This is a genomic window from Streptococcus oralis subsp. dentisani (genome assembly GCF_002860905.1).
Lineage (GTDB): Bacteria > Bacillota > Bacilli > Lactobacillales > Streptococcaceae > Streptococcus > Streptococcus oralis_BA.
The window spans coordinates 126,961-144,657 of the sequence record NZ_PKIG01000005.1; the positions used below are offsets into that span (position 1 = coordinate 126,961).

Here is a 17,697-nt window from a genome sequence, read left to right on the forward strand (position 1 = left end):
CCATAAGTGTACTCGAAGTATTTAGGAAACCAGATCTTAAGAAAGCTCGTAAGGCATCACAATTAGTAAACGTTAATTCGAAAGAATTACTATATTTTAAAAGAGCACATTTTCAAAGGATTTTTTCTTTTGGACTCAATTACTAATTAATCAATGAACTTAATACTAGGTCTCGAAAAGAATTATGCTTCCTCTTGCTGTCTGAGTTCAAAGAGGTCTTCTACTTTCAGATTAAAAACTTGAGCAATTTTAAGAGCCATTTCTAGCGAAGGGTTGTAACGATTATTTTCCAAGTGCAGAATTGTCTCGCGTCGCATGCCGATGCGGTCGGCTAACTCCTGCTGGGTCATGCCTGTGGACTCACGAACAGATTTGAGATTAGTAATAATCTTGCTTTCTTTGGCCATGCTTATCCCCTACGTTCCAAGATAATATAGACAACCGCAAAGATGCAAATCAAGGCAGCTATGCTAATAAATATCTGGCCTATGTAAAGAGTGAGAGGCCCCATATACCCAATGATAACTGCTAGGATCATCAGTGCGCCTAGTATAAAAACAAACATCAAGCTAGCTGCCTTGGCTAAATTAGCATAAAAGCGTTCGTCCGGAGTTTCCTTGACATTTTTCAAACAGAAAAAACCAAATACAATCACTTCAATAACGAGGCCAATTCTCAAAATCCATTCTTTAATACCAGAACTTACGCTTGGGGTCGCAACCCAAATCCCTACTGTATAAAAAATGCTTGCTGCAAAAAAAAGTATCGTGTAAAGCTTAGCAGACAAGTCAAAAATAGTCTTTCCCTTACTTTTCTGACTCTTATGAGGCCATTGTTTCATATGTAGCCAGCCCCAAATAGCTACAATCTGACCTAACACTGAAATACCAGCAATAACTAACTTGGGTCCCCAACTAAGATTAGAACCAAATAAAACAATAAAATCAATAAAGAGAGCTACGGCAATCATTGCAATGAGGCCACGCATTTTTTGACTTTTTTTCATGATAGACTCCTTTTTTGTGTTATAAATATATAACACTTAAATTTTATGTTACAAATATATCACATTTAAATTTAGAAAGCAAGAATTTATGTGCCAAGGTGGCAATTATTTGAAAAATTTTTTTAATAAAAGCCCTCGATAGTCAAACAACTAAAGAATTCTTTGAAGCAATGCATCGGATTTGGTTTGGATAGTTTCGTTAATAATATCTGATGATAAAAAATTTTTGGAAAATCTAGATACTGTATGAATCTCTACTTTTTTTCTTAGACTGTTATAAACTCTGTCAGAATAAGCGTTATAGGTGTAGAAGTTAATTTTTACAGAACTAATACTCTTCGAAAATCAAATTCAAACCGCGTCAACGTCGCCTTGCCGTACTCAAGTACAGCCTGCGGCTAGTTTCCTAGTTTGCTCTTTGATTTTCATTGAGTATAAAATAGTATTCACGGATGGCTTCTTTCAAACATTTATTTCCTATTCTAACAAATTTCTAAATGGTTTAAGAATTTTATAGTCTGTCAAGTTTTTTTCTTGACACCTATCAGAAATCTGTTATAATAGAACATGTGCTAAATAGCTCAGCTATTTCACTCAAATAAAAAATAAGAAAAGAGACTTTAAAAATGGCAGTTAAAATCCGTTTAACTCGTATGGGTTCTAAGAAAAAACCTTTCTACCGTATCAACGTAGCAGATTCACGTTCACCACGTGACGGACGTTTCATCGAAACAGTTGGAACTTACAACCCACTTGTTGCTGAAAACCAAGTAACTTTGAAAGAAGACCGCGTTCTTGCATGGTTGGCTGATGGAGCTCAACCTTCAGATACAGTACGTAACATCCTTTCAAAAGAAGGTGTATTGAAAAAATTCCACGATTCTAAATTCTCAAAATAAGTTTAAAGTAGGTTGACAGATGGATACGATTGAAAATCTCATTATTGCGATTGTGAAACCCTTGATTTCACAACCAGATGCCTTAACTATCAAGATTGAAGATACACCAGAATTTTTGGAATATCATTTGGATCTTGATCAAAGTGATGTGGGTCGTGTAATCGGTCGTAAGGGTCGCACTATTTCTGCGATAAGAACGATTGTCTACTCTGTCCCAACTGAAGATAAAAAAGTAAGAGTCGTTATTGACGAAAAATAAGAAGGGCGGGACGAATGTCTCGCTTTTTTTGCAAGGAGCAGGATATAAAGGATTTAACGTTTAGACAATTACAAGACTACCTACTCGAACTTTACCAGCAGTTTCGGACTGAGGGAGGTCTCTTTATGAAGTTAGTGGAGGAAGTCGGAGAAGTAGCTGAGGTTTTGAATGGCCGTTCTGGTAGAAAAGAGGGAGTTCAGGATTCTAACGAGGAACTAGCAAAAGAACTGGCTGATATCATTCACTATATCGTCGCAATAGCAGCTATTAATCATATTGACCTTACCAAGACTATCTTTGAGAAAGATAAAACTGCAGCCATTAAGTACCAACATGAACGAGATTTGGAAGGATTTTTGAAGGGGGACCTCTAAGACGATAAGAAATGATTTTTTACTAATAAAGAAGGTATTAGTAAATATAAGAAAGATAAAGCAAGGAAAATGGTGGATTATACTATCAAAGTAAGGAATCTCCAAGAGGTAGACAAGCTAGAACTTGTGAGATAAGAACGAGAAAAGCAGATTAGACTTGTAGAGTCTTTTTTAGTCAATGAACTAGATAAAGGGTGATAGTAGGCATAAAATACTAATCCTAGGAATAGCATCTAGGATTCTACTATGCTACAATGGAAAGATAGTCTCAAAGAATTCTAGTCAATCAATCTTGAGAATAGCTACTTTTAAAGGGAGTAATAATCTATGAACGAGAAAACAAAAGCATACCTAGCTGCCTTATCCTTTTCAGCCATCATTGGTTTTTCTTTTTTATTTACTAAGATTGCTTTAGGCTATGCCAGTCCTCTCACAAACTTAGCGCATCGCTATACAATCGCAGCTTTAGTAATGGTCGTTCTTCATCAAACCAAACTTATCAGAGTGAGTTTAAGTAGAAAAGATATTCTTTCTATTCTTCCTATGAGTCTTTTCTATCCGCTTCTCTTTTTTATTTTTCAATCCTTTGCTTTACAGTATATATCGTCTTCTGAAGCTGGAATTTTACAGGCTCTTGTCCCGATTTTTACGCTCCTTTTAGCATCGGCTTTTCTCAAGGAAAAGACAAGCTTGCTTCAAAAGTTCTTTTTATTTTTATCCGTAGCAGGAGTAGTTTTCATCTTCCTTAGTAAGGGAGCTAACTTTGGTACTGAGACTGCTAGCTTTGGCTTTCTCTTGATGTTGGGATCTGTTCTCGCAAATGCGATAAACAATATTCTCAGCAAGTCCAAAGGAGGTCGCTATCGAGCCATGGATATGACAGCTGTTGTGATATTTGTTGGCTTCGTCACCTTTAATACGCTGAGTCTGACCTCTCACTATCTAGAGGGGAACATATTAGCTTACTTTGCGCCACTTGGACAGGTGTCTTATTTGCTTTCAATTTTTTATTTGGGAATTCTGGCCTCTATCGTTACTGGTAGTCTCTCTATCTATGCTATTGTTCGACTTGGAGCATCGACCGTCAGTGTCTTTGGTAATCTTGGAACAGTTTTGACCATTGTAGCAGGAGCTCTTATCCTCCACGAACCAATTTATAGCTACCATATGATCGGAGCAACTTTGATTATTGCTGGAATTTTAGGCATGAATCTGATGAGAAAAAAGTAAAGATTGCTGAGCAGTCTTTTTCTTAATCTAAATAATACAGAAAATTCAAAATTTTTAATGGAATTAAGTTTGGAAAACGATGATTTTAATATAGCATGATAAAATAGATAAAAAGAATGACACTAGGATAAAGAGGAGAGAGTGTAATAATGAAGCAAAATGATATAGCTGAAGCTATTGCTTTTTATGAAAGAAAACACGAGATGTTAGAGCGCCACATTGTACCTGTCGTAGATTGTGATTTGGCTGTTTATCATCGTCCTGGAAGCTCAAGTAAGGGACACATTATTTTTTATCATGGAGCTTGTGGTCGTAGTCAGATGTGGGCTCACCAGTATGATGCCTTTGAAGGATTTGACCTCTACTTTGTCAATGTTAGAGGACAGGGTGAATCACCTATGAAAGTTGGTCTACCTGACTTAGAAGGTGCTGTTCAAGATGTAGATGCTATTTTGTCCTATTTCCAGTTGGATAAGGTGATATTGGTTGGTCATTCTTGGGGAGGAAATCCTCTTCAAGAGTACACCTATCGTCATCCAGAAAGAGTTCTAGCCTTGGTCATGGTAGATAGTTGGGGGCAGCATCGTTACCTATCAGATAAAGAGAGAAATCGCATAAAATATAGTTCTCTTATGTATAAAACGGTTCCTTGGAAGATGATTGCAGATAAGAACTCAAAAATGTGTACAGATAATCCTATCACAAGAGAATTAGTCAAGACGGCCATTATAGAAACTGGGAGAGATGTTTTTTTGAACCTTGGAATCACAGGTTTCTTAGCTGTCCATGAGATAGAAGGTTATCAAGGAAATCCTCCTATGCTATTAGTAAGAGGAGAAAATGATTTTCCCAAACACCTAAAAATGATCTACGATGGGATCATTGCCTTAAATCCAAATGCGCGTCAAGTAACAATTGCAGATAGCAAACACCAGCCTATGAATGACCATCCTGAAGAGTTTAATCAGCTTATTGGTGAATTTTTTGAAGAAGTAGTAGGCCCGTAAGATAGGATCTATCCAACTTGTGAAAATCCTTGGAACGTGATAAAATAAAGGATAAGGATTTTTAATAATTCATTATATAGAATGAGTGGATTTCTTTATGAAGAGGTTTGAAGTATATACAGAAATTGGTAGTCTCTCTGTTACTTATCAAAAGCAAAAGAAAATGTTAGTTTGTTTAAGTGGCGCAGGTTTGCTACCGAGTTATGAAAATTTTTCACTTATACTTGAAAAACTTCCTCCTACAATTGGTTATTTGACAATTGATTTTCCGAACACAGGTAGGAGTCCGGTTCATGATCAAGCTGGAAAAAATCTAGATAATCTTGCAGATGCGGTTTATAAAGTACTTGAAGAATTGGCGATTTCTGAATATATACTTTGTGCACATAGTTTGAGTGGAATTGTAGCTTGCAAGTTGCTCAATAAACCAATTAAGTGTCAGGCTTTACTAGCAATCGAACCGACAACTAAAAACGTCATGTTTGCTGATTTTTCAGAAAATCCTTATCCAGAAATGGAGGAGCAGATGAGGCTGATTGAGGAGTGTGGTCCTGAACTTTATTTTAAGAACTTAACTCAAGCCACATTTAGCCCTGAAACTAATAAAGAAATCTGGGAAATAATGCAAGAAAAAGGGTCAGAGTTGGAAAAGCAAGATTCAGGATTTCAGATATCTGGAGAGATTGCTGAGGAAGATTTTGAGAATTTGTCGATAAAAGCTCATGTCCCTGTATTTATTTTTTGTCAGGCTTATAGAGAAAAAGAGTACAGAGAATCAGAATATTGGACTTCCAATACTAAACTCATTTTAGGAGGGAATCACCATTATTTACAATGGTCAGAATCAGAAAAAATTGCGACTATTATTCGAGAATTGTCAGAATAAGATGGAAAGAAGGAGACTATAGGAGACAAGATGAACTACTTTAATGTTGGGAAAATCGTCAATACGCAGGGGTTGCAGGGTGAGATGCGAGTCTTGTCTGTGACGGATTTTGCAGAAGAACGGTTTAAAAAAGGGGCTGATCTGGCCTTGTTTGATGAAAAAGATCAGTTTGTTCAAACAGTAACTATTGCTAGTCACCGTAAACAGAAGAACTTTGACATCATTAAATTCAAAGATATGTACCATATCAACGCTATCGAAAAGTACAAAGGATACAGTCTTAAGGTCGCTGAGGAAGATTTGAATGACTTAGATGATGGTGAATTTTATTATCACGAGATTATCGGTTTGGAAGTCTATGAGGGTGATAACTTGATTGGAATTATCAAGGAAATCCTGCAACCAGGTGCCAACGATGTCTGGGTGGTCAAGCGAAAAGGCAAGCGTGACTTGTTATTGCCCTATATCCCACCAGTGGTTCTCAATGTTGATATTCCAAATAAACGGGTCGATGTGGAAATCTTAGAAGGGTTAGACGATGAAGATTGATATTTTAACCCTCTTTCCAGAGATGTTTTCTCCACTGGAGCACTCAATCGTTGGAAAGGCTCGAGAAAAAGGGCTCTTGGATATCCAGTATCATAACTTCCGAGAAAAGGCTGAAAAGGCCCGTCATGTAGACGACGAGCCATATGGAGGTGGACAGGGCATGTTGCTCCGAGCTCAACCCATTTTCGATGCCTTTGATGCTATTGAAAAGAAAAATCCGCGCGTTATTCTCCTCGATCCAGCTGGAAAGCAGTTTGATCAGGCTTATGCTGAGGATTTGGCCAAAGAAGAGGAACTGATCTTTATCTGTGGTCACTATGAGGGCTATGACGAGCGCATTAAGACCTTGGTGACAGATGAGATTTCCCTGGGCGACTATGTCTTGACTGGTGGAGAGTTGGCGGCTATGACCATGATTGATGCTACGGTACGCCTGATTCCAGAAGTGATTGGCAAGGAGTCTAGCCACCAAGATGATAGTTTTTCTTCAGGCCTTCTTGAATACCCTCAGTACACACGTCCCTATGATTATCGTGGTATGGTTGTGCCGGATATTCTGATGAGCGGGCACCATGAAAAGATTCGTCAGTGGCGATTGTATGAGAGTTTAAAGAAAACCTACGAGCGCAGACCGGATTTGCTTGAACATTATCAACTGACGGCAGAAGAAGAAAAAATGCTGGCAGAAATCAAAGAAAACAAAGAATAAAGGAGAAACCTATGCAAGTAATCAAACGTGATGGCGAAATTGCTGAATTTAATCCAGATAAGATTTACCAAGCTATCTTAAAAGCAGCTCAGACTGTCTATGTATTGACAGATGATTTGCGTCAAAACCTTGCACAAGTCACTAAGAAAGTGGTTTTGGATTTGGAAGAAGCCAAGGTGGAACGTGCTACCATCAGCATGATTCAGTCTTTGGTTGAACATCGTTTACTGGGTGCAGGCTACATTACCATCGCTGAACACTATATTTCCTATCGTTTACAACGTGACTTGGAAAGAAGTGGTTATGGAGATCACATCGCCGTTCATTTACATTTTGAACAAGTTCGCTAAGAAAAAGAGTGGGATGAAGCAACTACATCTCACTCTTTCTTAAATCTATTTTTTTGGGCTGTTTGGACGGTTGAAGGGACAAATCGCAGGCGTTGAATATCGCTTATGCGGATAATACGGGTCACATTTTTGGCAAAATTTTTCACGATAATTTGCTGGCGTTGCTGATCGTATTTGATGATGTCACCTGTAAAGCTTGCCTCAGACAAGATAAGGTGAACAGCAGTTTGTTTCTGGATAGCCTCTTCAATAGTGGCTGTAAGGGAGTTGCTTTCAGTATGGTCTGGTTGGTCATGTCCATTTAAAAAGTCATGTATTTTATCTAGAACTTGCTGGAATTTATGTCTCATATTGGCCTCCCTTCTTTTATATCAATATTATATAAAATTTTCCTAAAATCTACAAGATTTTACGAATAATCAAATGAAAGCTAAAAAAGGAGAAGAAAATGGCAGAATTTACATTTGAAATTGAAGAGCACTTGTTGACTCTTTCTGAAAACGAAAAAGGTTGGACTAAGGAAATCAACCGTGTGAGCTTTAATGGTGCCCCTGCAAAGTTTGATATTCGTGCTTGGAGCCCAGACCATACTAAAATGGGCAAAGGGATTACTCTCTCCAATGAAGAATTTCAAACAATGGTGGATGCTTTTAAAGGAAACTAATACTCTTCGAAAATCTCTTCAAACCGCGTCAGCTTCGCTTTGCCGTACTCAAGTATAGCCTGCGGCTAGTTTCCTAGTTTGATCTTTGATTTTCATTGAGTATAAGTTTTTAAAATGAAAGAAAAGGATATTGAGTCATGGCAACTCGATATCCTTTTTTAGTTAGCGAAGTAAGCCTGATTTTTAAGGCGTTGAAGTAAGGGACGGCTAATCAAACTAATAGCTAGAAGTTTACCAAGGTCTGGAATGATAAAGGGAATGACCCCCACAACAAGAGCTTTTTCAAATGCCATTCCAGCTAGAAAATGCAAGCTGAGAATCCCGCCGACAAAGACAAGGGCATCACCCAAGAGGTTTGCAAGGAAAATCTTGACAACACCACTCTTGCTGTTGGTTAGAGAGGAAGTAAGTCCAGAGTAAACGAGATAAAACCAAAGATAGCCTGCAGTAGGGCCAATCAAAGCATGAAATCCAGCTCCACCTCCTGCAAAGACAGGAAGACCGATAGCACCTAGAAGAAGATAGAGTCCAACAGAAAGTACAGCCTCCCTCGGTCTAAAGACAGTAGCAATCAAGCCGATTGCAAAGTTTTGCAGAGTGAAGGGAACAGGTCCAATTGGAAGACTGATTTGTGCTAAAACAGCAATGAGAGCAGCCCCAATAGCAGGGATGGCATAAACGTGAGCTTTTTTCAAAATAGTTAACCTCTTTTCTAATGTATAGTAACTATTATACTCGTGGAGTAATTATTGTCAACCAATTTTTTAAAACAAGGTAACAAAGACTGTAACAGCCGATTTGCTTACTGGTTAAGTTGGATAATTGTTTTGTTGATTCGAAAATCGCCTTTATGGATAATCCCATTTTATACATAAAAAATATACTATAAATACTTGACAAACTAAAAAATAAGTGCTACATTAATAAATGTAAACGGATACATTTATATGTGTTCAATTTTAAAAGGAGGGGTAGTTATGAGATATTTTAACGACTCTAGATACCGTAACGGTGATTAAAAACCTAAATATAATCAATTCAAATTAAAGTAATATGGAGGGACTAAAAAGGGACTATTATTTAATCTTCATCAAATATTTAACTTCAAGGAGAAGTAAAATGAAAAAAGAATTAACAAGAAAGCATCTGTTTTTCTAGTCGCAAGTGTTTTAAGTTTTAGCTTTGCTACTGTAGCTAGTATTGTTAGTGCAACTACAGCACACCCTGCTCCAAGTCCCATTATTGATGTATGGGAATATGGTGTAAATGATAACTCTGGTTATTCGAATTACTTTGTTAGTTCTCCAGATAATATTGGTTCAAAATCTTCAGTAACGAATTTTTGGGGAACAGTTAAAGCTCAGGATAAACAAGATTATGGATGGGCATATTCAAGTGCTACAAAATCTTGGAGCGATGTTCGATTAAATGCATATTGGGATTATTATAGATTTTAAAAATAATTTATGAAAACAAGAGACCCAATTATAAAATAGGGTCTCTTGTAATATGGTAATTGCTTATGAAATTAAAATTATGTATCATTGGATTCTTCTTCTGTTTGATTGCTGCAATTGGTTGGGTCACTATTAGCGATACAGAAATGCCCATACCTTTACCAATTGATGGTGCTTTTTCTATTCAAGGAAAAAGCAATCTTTCAAATAACGAAATATACGAAATGGTTCGTGATTTATCAAAATCGGAAAAGGTTACCATTTACAAGCCCATCGTTCAGAGTTCGGGTCAGTTGAGGTATGTAAATTTTGATGATGTAAATAATGAACAATTAAAGTCAACACCAATAATAGGGATGTATTACACCCTTGGGAAAATGGATATAGATAGTTTGAAACCACTTACGATGACGGGGTTGCAAACAGTATATATGGCTTATCCTTGGTATATAGGAGGAATCTTACAATTTACTGGAACTTTAAGAATACTGTTAATGGGTTCAATTTACTTAACTTTATTAGTTGTGTTATTTGTTGTTAGAACGAAGCAGATTAAAGAAGGAGTGATACGACGTTCTTTGGGATTGCCTGTATACGATCTAAGAAGAGATTATGGTATTTCTCTTATTTTTGAACTGATTATGATGGCTTTATTGATGATTTCTTACAGTTCTTTTTTTGGAAATGGTTTCTTCACCTATAGTTCTAAGTTATTTTTCTCTCTGATTTTAACGAATTTTATACTATTTCAAATCATTGATCTCATCACCTTTGTTTTATTTTGGTTGACGATTCAGGTTGAAAAGCCTATTGAAATTATTAAAAACAAGGCAAAAAATAAACTTATTTTTGTCGTATGGCTTGCCATTATTTCGATTATTATCCTTATCTCAGGAGTTTTTTTACAAGAAACAAAGAGTAGTCAATCCAGTATTAACATTCAGATACAGAATTTAGTACCATGGGACACAGTAAAAGACTGGAGAAGGATTGAGTTCCTTGGAATTGAAAGTAACTCTACTAAAAATGGAGAAGTTAATGATTCGGATGGTCAGTATCTACAGATAGCTGCTTCCTTAAAAAACTTAGATTATTTATATATAGATCGATCCTCAGCATATGTTCCAGATTTCATGAAAACTTCACATGTTATGGAAAATTTTTCTAAACAATTAGAAAATGACGGAATAACGAATCCAGAAATAAATAAAGAGTTGATTTATATCAATCAAACAGGTGCTAACCTACAAAATAAAGTGAATGGAACAAACTATCATCTTTTAGATAATAAGATAGCAACCATTTATATTCCTGAGAAATGGAAAGAAAATCAGAAATCTATTGAGAATACAGTTGTAGCAGAACAATTTATTGGAACAAACTATACAAAAGAAGAAATTGCAGTACAAATAATTCCTGATGGTGATAAAATTTTTTATTTCAATGAAGATGCTGATGATAATCATAAAATGAAAGAGCTTTTACCAATGGCAAGTGTAGCAGATAGCACAGATAACATTGTTGTTGTGTTAGATACGGACAAAATGATTGAAAACAACAAGTTTTCTTTGGCTAGTAATATAACAACTAAGTCTCTTTTTAGTCCTGAGGCGGTAAATAAAATAAATGAAATGGCTACCCAGTTGAATGTTTCAATGAATCCAGTAGATGTTTACCAAATTGTGAAATTAAAGATCCAGTCCTTAGAGCACCAAATTCTACTTTCACAAATTTTGCAGAAGATAATTTACAGTATTGTCTTTATACTCATTTATCAATATGTCCAACTTTATATTACCCTAAAACAGAATGAATATGTGAAGAAAATCATTTTAGGTCTGTCAAAAACATATATAGCAATTTCAAGTCTCAAGTATTTTATGATGACTATTACAATCGTTATCCTATTTACATTTCTTATGACAGGTCAAATAGAGTTGCTATATATTGGTCTTGCTTCTCTGCTCGTTTTGATGTTGTCAATAATCATGAGTTTTAGAAAATTATCTGAAAGCTACACTAAAATTTTAAAAGGAGATGAAACATGACAATTGACCTTTTGAACGTTTCAAAAAGTTTCGGCTCAAAAAAGATCTTTACAGACTTAAATTTAAAATTTGAATCTGGAAAAAGTTATGCATTGATTGGAGGTTCTGGCTCTGGTAAAAGTACCCTTCTTAATATTATAGGAAGATTAGAAAAAATTGACAGTGGGAATGTTTTAGTTGATAAACAAGATATTTGGAAGATAAAAGAAAGAACTTTTTTTAAAAATACTGTTGGATATGTATTTCAGAATTATTCTTTAATAGATAACAAAACAGTATATGATAATTTGAAACTTATCACTAAAGACAAAAAAACAATAACTGATGTACTTGAAAAAGTAGGACTGTCAAGTGACTATTTACATCAAAAAATATATGAATTGTCTGGAGGGCAGGCTCAACGTGTAGCTATTGCCAGAATGTTAATGAAACCACGTAAAATTATCTTAGCAGATGAGCCTACAGGAGCTTTAGATGGTGAGATTGGAAAAGAAATTATTCGTTTATTATTGAATGAAAGAGATGAAGATAAATATGTCATTATAGCGACGCATGATCCAGCTGTCTATAACGAAGTTGATGTGATCATTGATATGAAAGATATAGGGGATAATGTATGAAAAAGATAATTTATATTGCTTTGATCTTTGTAGCTGGAATGCTTGCCATTTTCTTCTTTGGAAAACAAATGATCACAAAAGAAAATACCAATAAACCAACACTGGAGTTAATAGTCTATACGCTTTCTTCTAGTGATACAGAAAAATGGAATAAAGTGAAACAAGTAGAAACAGAAGAAGCTACATATATCATAACTGTGAAAGAAGTAGCGTCTTCAGAAGAAGTATTTTCAAACATCATTGCAAATGGAGCTGCTGCGGGGTTCGGAGTTCGTGAAGAAGAAGTGAAGCAATTTAATAATAATTTAGGAGACACTATTGAGGACTCTAAGCATAATAAACTCATTGGAATAGAATTTTTTACTTTTTCTAATGCTGACGAGGGATTTGTAGTAGCAAATTTTGACTACGGTAGTGAAGAGTTGAATTCTCAGAAAAAAGATATGAAAGAGTTATATAAAAAAATATATGAATCTTTTAAAGAAAAGAATAAATGATTGTGTTATAATCCTTATATTTTGTTATGGTTTGTTAATTGATTTTTGCATATCTTATTTCAACATACTATAAAATAAAACATAAGAAAACGAGTATCTCCAACTACGGCAATACTCGATTTTTGATATTTAGAAGTGTTTTTTGCTCTGCTTCTTTTATTTCGATTAACGCATAGTTACAAATTCTTCAGATGCAGTTGGGTGAATCGCCACAGTTGCATCAAAGTCAGCCTTGGTTGCTCCCATTTTGATAGCAACAGCAAATCCTTGAATCATTTCATCAACACCGTATCCAATTCCATGAAGTCCGACAACTTTTTCTTCTGAACCAGCTGTGATCAATTTGAAACGAGTTTCTTGACGGTTGCAAGTGCAAGCAGAGTACATAGAAGTAAAGCTTGATTTATAAACCTTGATTTGGTCTTGACCGTATTCTTTAATAGCTTGCTCTTCTGTCAAGCCAACTGTTCCGATAGCAGGGTGTGAAAAGACGACAGTTGGAATAGTTGTGTAGTCCATTTTTGCAGTTGTTTTGCCGTTAAAGAGACGTTCAGATAAAGTACGTCCAGCCTTGATAGCAACTGGAGTTAGTTCTTTTTCGCCTGTTACATCACCTAGAGCATAGATTCCCTCAACAACAGTATTTTGGTATTCATCTACTTGGATAAAGCCACGTTCATTCAGAGTCACTCCAGCTTTTTCAAGTTGCAAGTCCTTAACGTTTGGACGGCGACCAGTAGCCCAGATAACTTGGCTAGCTGTGTGACTAGTACCATCTTCGAAATGAATGGTAATGCCTTCAGCAGTTTTTTCTAACTTGGCAGGGACCTTGTGAGTATGAAGTGGCAAGTTTGTTCTTTCCATTTCCTTGACCAGACCTTCAACGATATAAGAATCAAAACCACGTAAAGGACGATCGCGGCGAACAAAGAGGTCTGTCTTGACACCAAAAGTGTGGAGCACGCCAGCCAATTCAACGGCAATATAACCCGCGCCTAAAATAGCAACTGACTCTGGCAATTCTTCCCAGGCAAATACATCATCAGAAGAGCCACCTAGCTCAGCACCAGGAATATTTGGAATACTTGGATGGGCACCAGTAGCAATCACGATATGTTTAGCACGAATCAACTCACCATTTACGCTAACAGTATGAGAATCTACAAATTCAGCATGACCTTCAATCAAGTCTACTCCGTTGCGTTTAAAACTGCCATCATAAGAAGAACGAGCGCGATCGATGTAGGCTTCACGATTGCGACGTAGGGTTGCAAAGTCAAAGTTAAGATCAGTAGTTTTAAAACCGTAGTCTTCTCCAAATTGATGGAAAGTCTCAGCGATTTGCGCCCCGTACCACATGATTTTTTTAGGAACACAACCGACATTGACACATGTTCCGCCTAGTTTCTTTTCCTCAATAACGGCCGCTTTGGCTCCGTGTTCACCAGCACGGTTCATGGTAGCAATTCCTCCGCTACCTCCACCGATAGCAATGATATCATATTCTCTCATTGAAAACTCCTTTATACTCTTTTAAATAGTAGAGTGTCATTTTTTGATAGTCATATTCTATCTTTTTTTTGATGTGATTGCAAAAATCTGCTACGTTCAAAAAAATTAAAGAAAAGGCTTGCAAAAAAGAAAAATAAAGTGTATTATATAACTAGTACAACGATTGTAAAATAAATTCCGAACAATAATTAAATCCTGAAATGTCATTATTTCGTTCTGAAATGTTATTGTTTCAAATTGATAATTTTTGTATAATATTGTTAAGAACTTTAAATCAAAAAGGAGTTTCATTATGAAAAAGAATGGTAAAGCTAAAAAGTGGCAATTGTATGCAGCAATCGGTGCTGCAAGTGTGGTTGTATTGGGTGCTGGGGGCATTTTGCTCTTTAGACAACCTTCTCAGACTGCTGTAAAAGATGAGGCTACTCATCTTGTTGTTGCCAAGGAAGGAAGCGTGGCATCCTCTGTTTTATTATCAGGGACAGTAACAGCAAAAAATGAACAATATGTTTATTTTGATGCTAGTAAGGGAGATTTAGATGAAATCCTTGTTTCTGTGGGTGATAAGGTTAGTGAAGGACAGGCTTTAGTTAAGTACAGTAGTTCAGAAGCACAGGCGGCATATGATTCAGCTAGTCGAGCAGTTGCTAAGGCAGATCGTCATATCAACGAACTCAACCAAGCGCGAAATGAAGCCGCTTCAGCTCCGGCTCCACAGTTGCCAACGCCAGCAGGAGGCGAAGGTGTAGCAGCCCAAACTCCAGCTCCAGTCTCAGGAAATTCAGTGTCATCTATTGATGCACAATTAGGTGATGCTCGTGATGCTCGTGCAGATGCAGCAGCGCAATTAAGCAAGGCTCAAAGTCAGTTGGATGCAATGACGGTTCTCAGTACCCTAGAGGGAACTGTGGTCGAAGTCAACCGTAATGTTTCTAAATCTCCAACTGGAGCTAGCCAAGTAGTCGTTCATGTCGTAAGTAATGAAAACTTGCAAGTTAAGGGGGAACTATCTGAATATAACCTTGCCAACCTCTCTGTAGGACAAGAAGTAACCTTTACTTCTAAAGTTTACCAAGATAAGAGCTGGACTGGTAAGATTAGCTACATTTCTGACTACCCTAAAAACAATGGTGAAGCAGCAAGTGCAGCTACTGCCGCAGCAGGTGGTAATTCTGGTTCTAAATATCCATATACCATCGATGTTACAAGTGAAATCGGTGACTTGAAACAAGGATTCTCAGTAAGTGTTGAGGTTAAGAATAAGAGTAAAGCCATTTTGGTTCCTCTAACAAGTGTTGTGACTGAAAATGATAAGAACTATGTCTGGGTGCTTGACGAGCAGAAAAAGGCCAAGAAAGTGGAAGTTGGTTTGGGCAATGCTGATGCAGACAACCAAGAAATCACTTCAGGTCTGACAAATGGAGTCAAGGTCATCAGTAACCCAACGTCTTCTCTAGAGGAAGGAAAAGAGGTGAAGGCTGATGAAGCAACTAATTAGTCTAAAAAATATCTGCAGAAGCTACCGTAACGGTGACCAAGAACTGCAGGTTCTCAAAAATATCAATCTAGAAGTGAATGAGGGTGAGTTTGTTGCCATCATGGGACCATCTGGTTCTGGTAAGTCTACTCTGATGAATACGATTGGCATGTTGGATACACCAAGTAGTGGAGAGTATTATCTTGAAGGTCAAGAAGTGGCTGGATTGGGTGAAAAACAACTAGCCAAGGTTCGCAACCAACAAATCGGTTTTGTCTTTCAGCAGTTCTTTCTTCTATCCAAACTTAATGCTCTGCAAAATGTAGAATTGCCCTTGATTTACGCAGGAGTTTCGGCTTCAAAACGGCGCAAGTTAGCTGAGGAATATCTTGATAAGGTTGAATTGACAGAACGAAGTCACCATTTGCCTTCTGAATTATCTGGTGGTCAAAAGCAACGTGTGGCAATTGCGCGTGCCTTGGTAAATAATCCTTCTATTATTCTAGCGGACGAACCGACAGGAGCCTTGGATACCAAAACAGGGAATCAAATTATGCAACTATTGGTTGACTTGAACAAAGAAGGAAAAACCATTATCATGGTAACGCATGAGCCTGAAATAGCTGCTTATGCCAAACGTCAGATTGTCATTCGCGATGGAGTTATTTCATCTGATAGTGCTCAGTTAGAAAAGGAGGAAAACTAAGATGCAGAATCTGAAATTTGCCTTTTCATCTATTATGGCTCACAAGATGCGTTCTTTGCTTACCATGATTGGGATTATTATCGGTGTTTCATCAGTTGTTGTGATTATGGCTCTGGGTGATTCTATGTCTCGACAGCTCAACAAAGATATGACTAAATCTCAGAAGAATATTAGTGTCTTTTTCTCTTCTAAAAAAAGTAAAGATGGTTCTTTTACCCAAAAGCAATCAGCTTTGACAGTATCTGGTAAAGAAGAGGATGTTCCTGTTGAACCACCAAAACCACAAGAAGTTTGGGTCAAGGAGGCTGCTAAACTTAAGGGTGTGGACAGTTACTATGTAACCAACTCGACCAATACCACCTTGTCTTATAAAGACAAAAAAGTGGAGCGCGCTAGCTTGACAGGTGGAAATATTACTTACATGAAGGCGGTTGAAAATGAAATTGTTGCAGGCCGCAGTCTCATAGCTCAGGATTATAAAGATGTTGCCAGTGTCATTTTGCTAGACCAAGAACTTGCTAATAGCCTGTTTGGATCTGCTCAAGAAGCTGTTAACCAGGTTATAGATGTTGGTGGCTTTAGCTATCGTGTCATTGGTGTCTATACCAGCGATGAGGCCAAGACTGCCAAGACTTTTGGTATTGGTGGACTTCCGATTACAACTAATATTTCTCTTGCCAATAACTTCAATATGGATGAAATTTCTGATATTGTCTTCCGTGTCAATGATACCAGTTTGACACCAACAGTGGGACCAGAATTAGCTAGAAAATTGACCGAGATTGCTGGTCTTCAGCAAGGGGAGTATCAGGTGTCAGATACGACTGCTGCCTTCCAAGAAGTACAACAAATGTTCGGTTTTATAACTACGATTATTAGTGCCATCGCAGGAATTTCTCTCTTTGTTGGAGGGACTGGTGTTATGAACATCATGCTGGTTTCGGTGACAGAGCGTACTCGTGAGATTGGTCTCCGTAAGGCTTTGGGCGCGACACGTGCTAATATTTTAATCCAATTTTTGATTGAATCCATGATTTTGACCTTGCTAGGTGGAGTTATTGGTCTAACCATTGCGACAGGCTTAACCGCTATAGCTGGTATACTATTACAAGGTTTGATTGCGGGTATAGAAGTAGGAGTGTCAATCCCGGTTGCCCTATTTAGTCTTGCAGTTTCGGCTAGTGTTGGTATGATTTTTGGAGTCTTGCCAGCCAACAAGGCATCGAAACTTGATCCAATTGAAGCCCTTCGTTATGAATAGAATAAACAAGATGGACACTCGTCTATCTTGTTTGGCTCTTTGTCAACTGTAGTGGGTTGAAGAAAAGCTAAGATCTAGAAAGGACGAAATTTGTCCTTTCTTTTTTGATATTGAGAGCGATAAAAATTCGTTTTTTGAAGTTTTCAAAGTTCCGAAATCCAAAGGCATTTCGTTTGATAAGTTTAA

At 37.1% G+C, this 17,697-nt stretch carries 22 protein-coding genes; 17 read left to right on the forward strand and 5 right to left on the reverse strand.

Annotated elements, in window-relative coordinates; genetic code table 11:
* Positions 1-182 precede the first annotated feature (182 nt).
* The gene (locus tag CYK16_RS08260; protein WP_001041101.1) at positions 183-407 is read right to left on the reverse strand and encodes a helix-turn-helix transcriptional regulator; all 225 of its coding nucleotides are present in this window, start codon (positions 405-407) and stop codon (positions 183-185) included.
* A 2-nt stretch (positions 408-409) separates the two neighbouring features.
* Positions 410-1,006 (reverse strand): hypothetical protein, encoded by a 597-nt coding sequence (locus tag CYK16_RS08265; protein WP_060805629.1) that lies wholly within the window; start codon positions 1,004-1,006, stop codon positions 410-412.
* 626 nt (positions 1,007-1,632) lie between these two features.
* Here CYK16_RS08265 and rpsP point away from each other — a divergent pair.
* The 9 genes from rpsP (at position 1,633) to CYK16_RS08310 (ending at position 7,269) form a co-directional block, all read left to right on the forward strand.
* Complete coding sequence (rpsP, locus tag CYK16_RS08270) at positions 1,633-1,905, forward strand: 30S ribosomal protein S16 (RefSeq protein WP_000268760.1); 273 nt, start codon at positions 1,633-1,635, stop codon at positions 1,903-1,905.
* A gap of 19 nt (positions 1,906-1,924) precedes the next feature.
* On the forward strand, positions 1,925-2,164 hold the full coding sequence (gene kphA / locus CYK16_RS08275; RefSeq protein WP_060805628.1) for an RNA-binding protein KphA: 240 nt from the start codon (positions 1,925-1,927) through the stop codon (positions 2,162-2,164).
* A 44-nt stretch (positions 2,165-2,208) separates the two neighbouring features.
* Positions 2,209-2,538: a MazG nucleotide pyrophosphohydrolase domain-containing protein gene (locus CYK16_RS08280; protein WP_025171702.1), complete on the forward strand. Its 330-nt coding sequence runs from the start codon at positions 2,209-2,211 to the stop codon at positions 2,536-2,538.
* Between the two features lie 327 nt (positions 2,539-2,865).
* Positions 2,866-3,768: a DMT family transporter gene (locus CYK16_RS08285; RefSeq protein WP_060805627.1), complete on the forward strand. Its 903-nt coding sequence runs from the start codon at positions 2,866-2,868 to the stop codon at positions 3,766-3,768.
* A 149-nt stretch (positions 3,769-3,917) separates the two neighbouring features.
* Entirely contained in the window at positions 3,918-4,775 is an 858-nt protein-coding gene (locus CYK16_RS08290) for an alpha/beta fold hydrolase (protein ID WP_000812217.1), read from the forward strand.
* Positions 4,776-4,872: 97 nt separating this feature from the next.
* Complete coding sequence (locus CYK16_RS08295) at positions 4,873-5,661, forward strand: alpha/beta fold hydrolase (RefSeq protein WP_060805625.1); 789 nt, start codon at positions 4,873-4,875, stop codon at positions 5,659-5,661.
* 30 nt (positions 5,662-5,691) lie between these two features.
* Positions 5,692-6,210, forward strand: coding sequence for a ribosome maturation factor RimM (rimM, locus tag CYK16_RS08300; protein WP_060805624.1), 519 nt, complete (start codon positions 5,692-5,694; stop codon positions 6,208-6,210).
* Positions 6,200-6,919 (forward strand): tRNA (guanosine(37)-N1)-methyltransferase TrmD, encoded by a 720-nt coding sequence (gene trmD, locus CYK16_RS08305; RefSeq protein WP_060805623.1) that lies wholly within the window; start codon positions 6,200-6,202, stop codon positions 6,917-6,919. Before rimM ends, trmD begins: the two co-directional genes overlap by 11 nt.
* Before the next feature lie 11 nt (positions 6,920-6,930).
* Positions 6,931-7,269: an ATP cone domain-containing protein gene (locus tag CYK16_RS08310; protein ID WP_001196039.1), complete on the forward strand. Its 339-nt coding sequence runs from the start codon at positions 6,931-6,933 to the stop codon at positions 7,267-7,269.
* A 29-nt stretch (positions 7,270-7,298) separates the two neighbouring features.
* Here CYK16_RS08310 and CYK16_RS08315 read toward each other — a convergent pair whose 3' ends face one another.
* Positions 7,299-7,619 carry a hypothetical protein gene (locus tag CYK16_RS08315; protein ID WP_060805622.1) on the reverse strand — a complete coding sequence of 107 codons (321 nt, stop codon included), beginning with the start codon at positions 7,617-7,619 and terminating at the stop codon, positions 7,299-7,301.
* Between the two features lie 98 nt (positions 7,620-7,717).
* Here CYK16_RS08315 and CYK16_RS08320 point away from each other — a divergent pair, with 98 nt between their 5' ends.
* On the forward strand, positions 7,718-7,933 hold the full coding sequence (locus tag CYK16_RS08320) for a YdbC family protein (protein WP_000807422.1): 216 nt from the start codon (positions 7,718-7,720) through the stop codon (positions 7,931-7,933).
* A gap of 158 nt (positions 7,934-8,091) precedes the next feature.
* On the opposite strand, the gene CYK16_RS08330 is transcribed toward CYK16_RS08320, so the two are convergent.
* Complete coding sequence (locus CYK16_RS08330) at positions 8,092-8,628, reverse strand: biotin transporter BioY (RefSeq protein ID WP_060805621.1); 537 nt, start codon at positions 8,626-8,628, stop codon at positions 8,092-8,094.
* Positions 8,629-9,063: 435 nt separating this feature from the next.
* On the opposite strand from CYK16_RS08330, the gene CYK16_RS10985 reads away from it, so the two are divergent.
* The 4 genes from CYK16_RS10985 to CYK16_RS08350 all read left to right on the forward strand — a co-directional run bounded on the left by CYK16_RS10985 (position 9,064) and on the right by CYK16_RS08350 (position 12,555).
* Positions 9,064-9,390, forward strand: a complete 327-nt coding sequence (locus tag CYK16_RS10985; protein WP_080568211.1) for a hypothetical protein — start codon at positions 9,064-9,066, stop codon at positions 9,388-9,390.
* A 65-nt stretch (positions 9,391-9,455) separates the two neighbouring features.
* The gene (locus CYK16_RS08340) at positions 9,456-11,438 is read left to right on the forward strand and encodes a hypothetical protein (RefSeq protein WP_060805620.1); all 1,983 of its coding nucleotides are present in this window, start codon (positions 9,456-9,458) and stop codon (positions 11,436-11,438) included.
* On the forward strand, positions 11,435-12,058 hold the full coding sequence (locus CYK16_RS08345; protein WP_000151033.1) for an ATP-binding cassette domain-containing protein: 624 nt from the start codon (positions 11,435-11,437) through the stop codon (positions 12,056-12,058). Before CYK16_RS08340 ends, CYK16_RS08345 begins: the two co-directional genes overlap by 4 nt.
* Entirely contained in the window at positions 12,055-12,555 is a 501-nt protein-coding gene (locus CYK16_RS08350) for a hypothetical protein (RefSeq protein ID WP_000721122.1), read from the forward strand. Before CYK16_RS08345 ends, CYK16_RS08350 begins: the two co-directional genes overlap by 4 nt.
* Before the next feature lie 165 nt (positions 12,556-12,720).
* On the opposite strand, the gene gor is transcribed toward CYK16_RS08350, so the two are convergent.
* Positions 12,721-14,067 carry a glutathione-disulfide reductase gene (gor, locus tag CYK16_RS08355; RefSeq protein WP_077805275.1) on the reverse strand — a complete coding sequence of 449 codons (1,347 nt, stop codon included), beginning with the start codon at positions 14,065-14,067 and terminating at the stop codon, positions 12,721-12,723.
* Positions 14,068-14,356: 289 nt separating this feature from the next.
* On the opposite strand from gor, the gene CYK16_RS08360 reads away from it, so the two are divergent.
* Genes CYK16_RS08360 through CYK16_RS08370 form a run of 3 tightly spaced genes read left to right on the forward strand, consistent with a single transcriptional unit; the run spans position 14,357 to position 17,511 of the window.
* On the forward strand, positions 14,357-15,565 hold the full coding sequence (locus CYK16_RS08360; RefSeq protein ID WP_180948759.1) for an efflux RND transporter periplasmic adaptor subunit: 1,209 nt from the start codon (positions 14,357-14,359) through the stop codon (positions 15,563-15,565).
* On the forward strand, positions 15,549-16,250 hold the full coding sequence (locus CYK16_RS08365; protein ID WP_000811469.1) for an ABC transporter ATP-binding protein: 702 nt from the start codon (positions 15,549-15,551) through the stop codon (positions 16,248-16,250). Before CYK16_RS08360 ends, CYK16_RS08365 begins: the two co-directional genes overlap by 17 nt.
* 1 nt (position 16,251) lies before the next feature.
* Positions 16,252-17,511 carry an ABC transporter permease gene (locus tag CYK16_RS08370; protein ID WP_101776884.1) on the forward strand — a complete coding sequence of 420 codons (1,260 nt, stop codon included), beginning with the start codon at positions 16,252-16,254 and terminating at the stop codon, positions 17,509-17,511.
* Positions 17,512-17,697: the final 186 nt, after the last annotated feature.

Bases quoted from the DNA above. Each gene is read 5' to 3' on its own strand.
- CYK16_RS08260 (WP_001041101.1), bottom strand. From the start codon at position 407: ATGGCCAAAGAAAGCAAGATTATTACTAATCTCAAATCTGTTCGTGAG.
- CYK16_RS08265 (WP_060805629.1), bottom strand. From the start codon at position 1,006: ATGAAAAAAAGTCAAAAAATGCGTGGCCTCATTGCAATGATTGCCGTA.
- rpsP (WP_000268760.1), top strand. From the start codon at position 1,633: ATGGCAGTTAAAATCCGTTTAACTCGTATGGGTTCTAAGAAAAAACCT.
- kphA (WP_060805628.1), top strand. From the start codon at position 1,925: ATGGATACGATTGAAAATCTCATTATTGCGATTGTGAAACCCTTGATT.
- CYK16_RS08285 (WP_060805627.1), top strand. From the start codon at position 2,866: ATGAACGAGAAAACAAAAGCATACCTAGCTGCCTTATCCTTTTCAGCC.
- CYK16_RS08290 (WP_000812217.1), top strand. From the start codon at position 3,918: ATGAAGCAAAATGATATAGCTGAAGCTATTGCTTTTTATGAAAGAAAA.
- CYK16_RS08295 (WP_060805625.1), top strand. From the start codon at position 4,873: ATGAAGAGGTTTGAAGTATATACAGAAATTGGTAGTCTCTCTGTTACT.
- rimM (WP_060805624.1), top strand. From the start codon at position 5,692: ATGAACTACTTTAATGTTGGGAAAATCGTCAATACGCAGGGGTTGCAG.
- trmD (WP_060805623.1), top strand. From the start codon at position 6,200: ATGAAGATTGATATTTTAACCCTCTTTCCAGAGATGTTTTCTCCACTG.
- CYK16_RS08310 (WP_001196039.1), top strand. From the start codon at position 6,931: ATGCAAGTAATCAAACGTGATGGCGAAATTGCTGAATTTAATCCAGAT.
- CYK16_RS08315 (WP_060805622.1), bottom strand. From the start codon at position 7,619: ATGAGACATAAATTCCAGCAAGTTCTAGATAAAATACATGACTTTTTA.
- CYK16_RS08320 (WP_000807422.1), top strand. From the start codon at position 7,718: ATGGCAGAATTTACATTTGAAATTGAAGAGCACTTGTTGACTCTTTCT.
- CYK16_RS08340 (WP_060805620.1), top strand. From the start codon at position 9,456: ATGAAATTAAAATTATGTATCATTGGATTCTTCTTCTGTTTGATTGCT.
- CYK16_RS08345 (WP_000151033.1), top strand. From the start codon at position 11,435: ATGACAATTGACCTTTTGAACGTTTCAAAAAGTTTCGGCTCAAAAAAG.
- CYK16_RS08350 (WP_000721122.1), top strand. From the start codon at position 12,055: ATGAAAAAGATAATTTATATTGCTTTGATCTTTGTAGCTGGAATGCTT.
- gor (WP_077805275.1), bottom strand. From the start codon at position 14,067: ATGAGAGAATATGATATCATTGCTATCGGTGGAGGTAGCGGAGGAATT.
- CYK16_RS08365 (WP_000811469.1), top strand. From the start codon at position 15,549: ATGAAGCAACTAATTAGTCTAAAAAATATCTGCAGAAGCTACCGTAAC.
- CYK16_RS08370 (WP_101776884.1), top strand. From the start codon at position 16,252: ATGCAGAATCTGAAATTTGCCTTTTCATCTATTATGGCTCACAAGATG.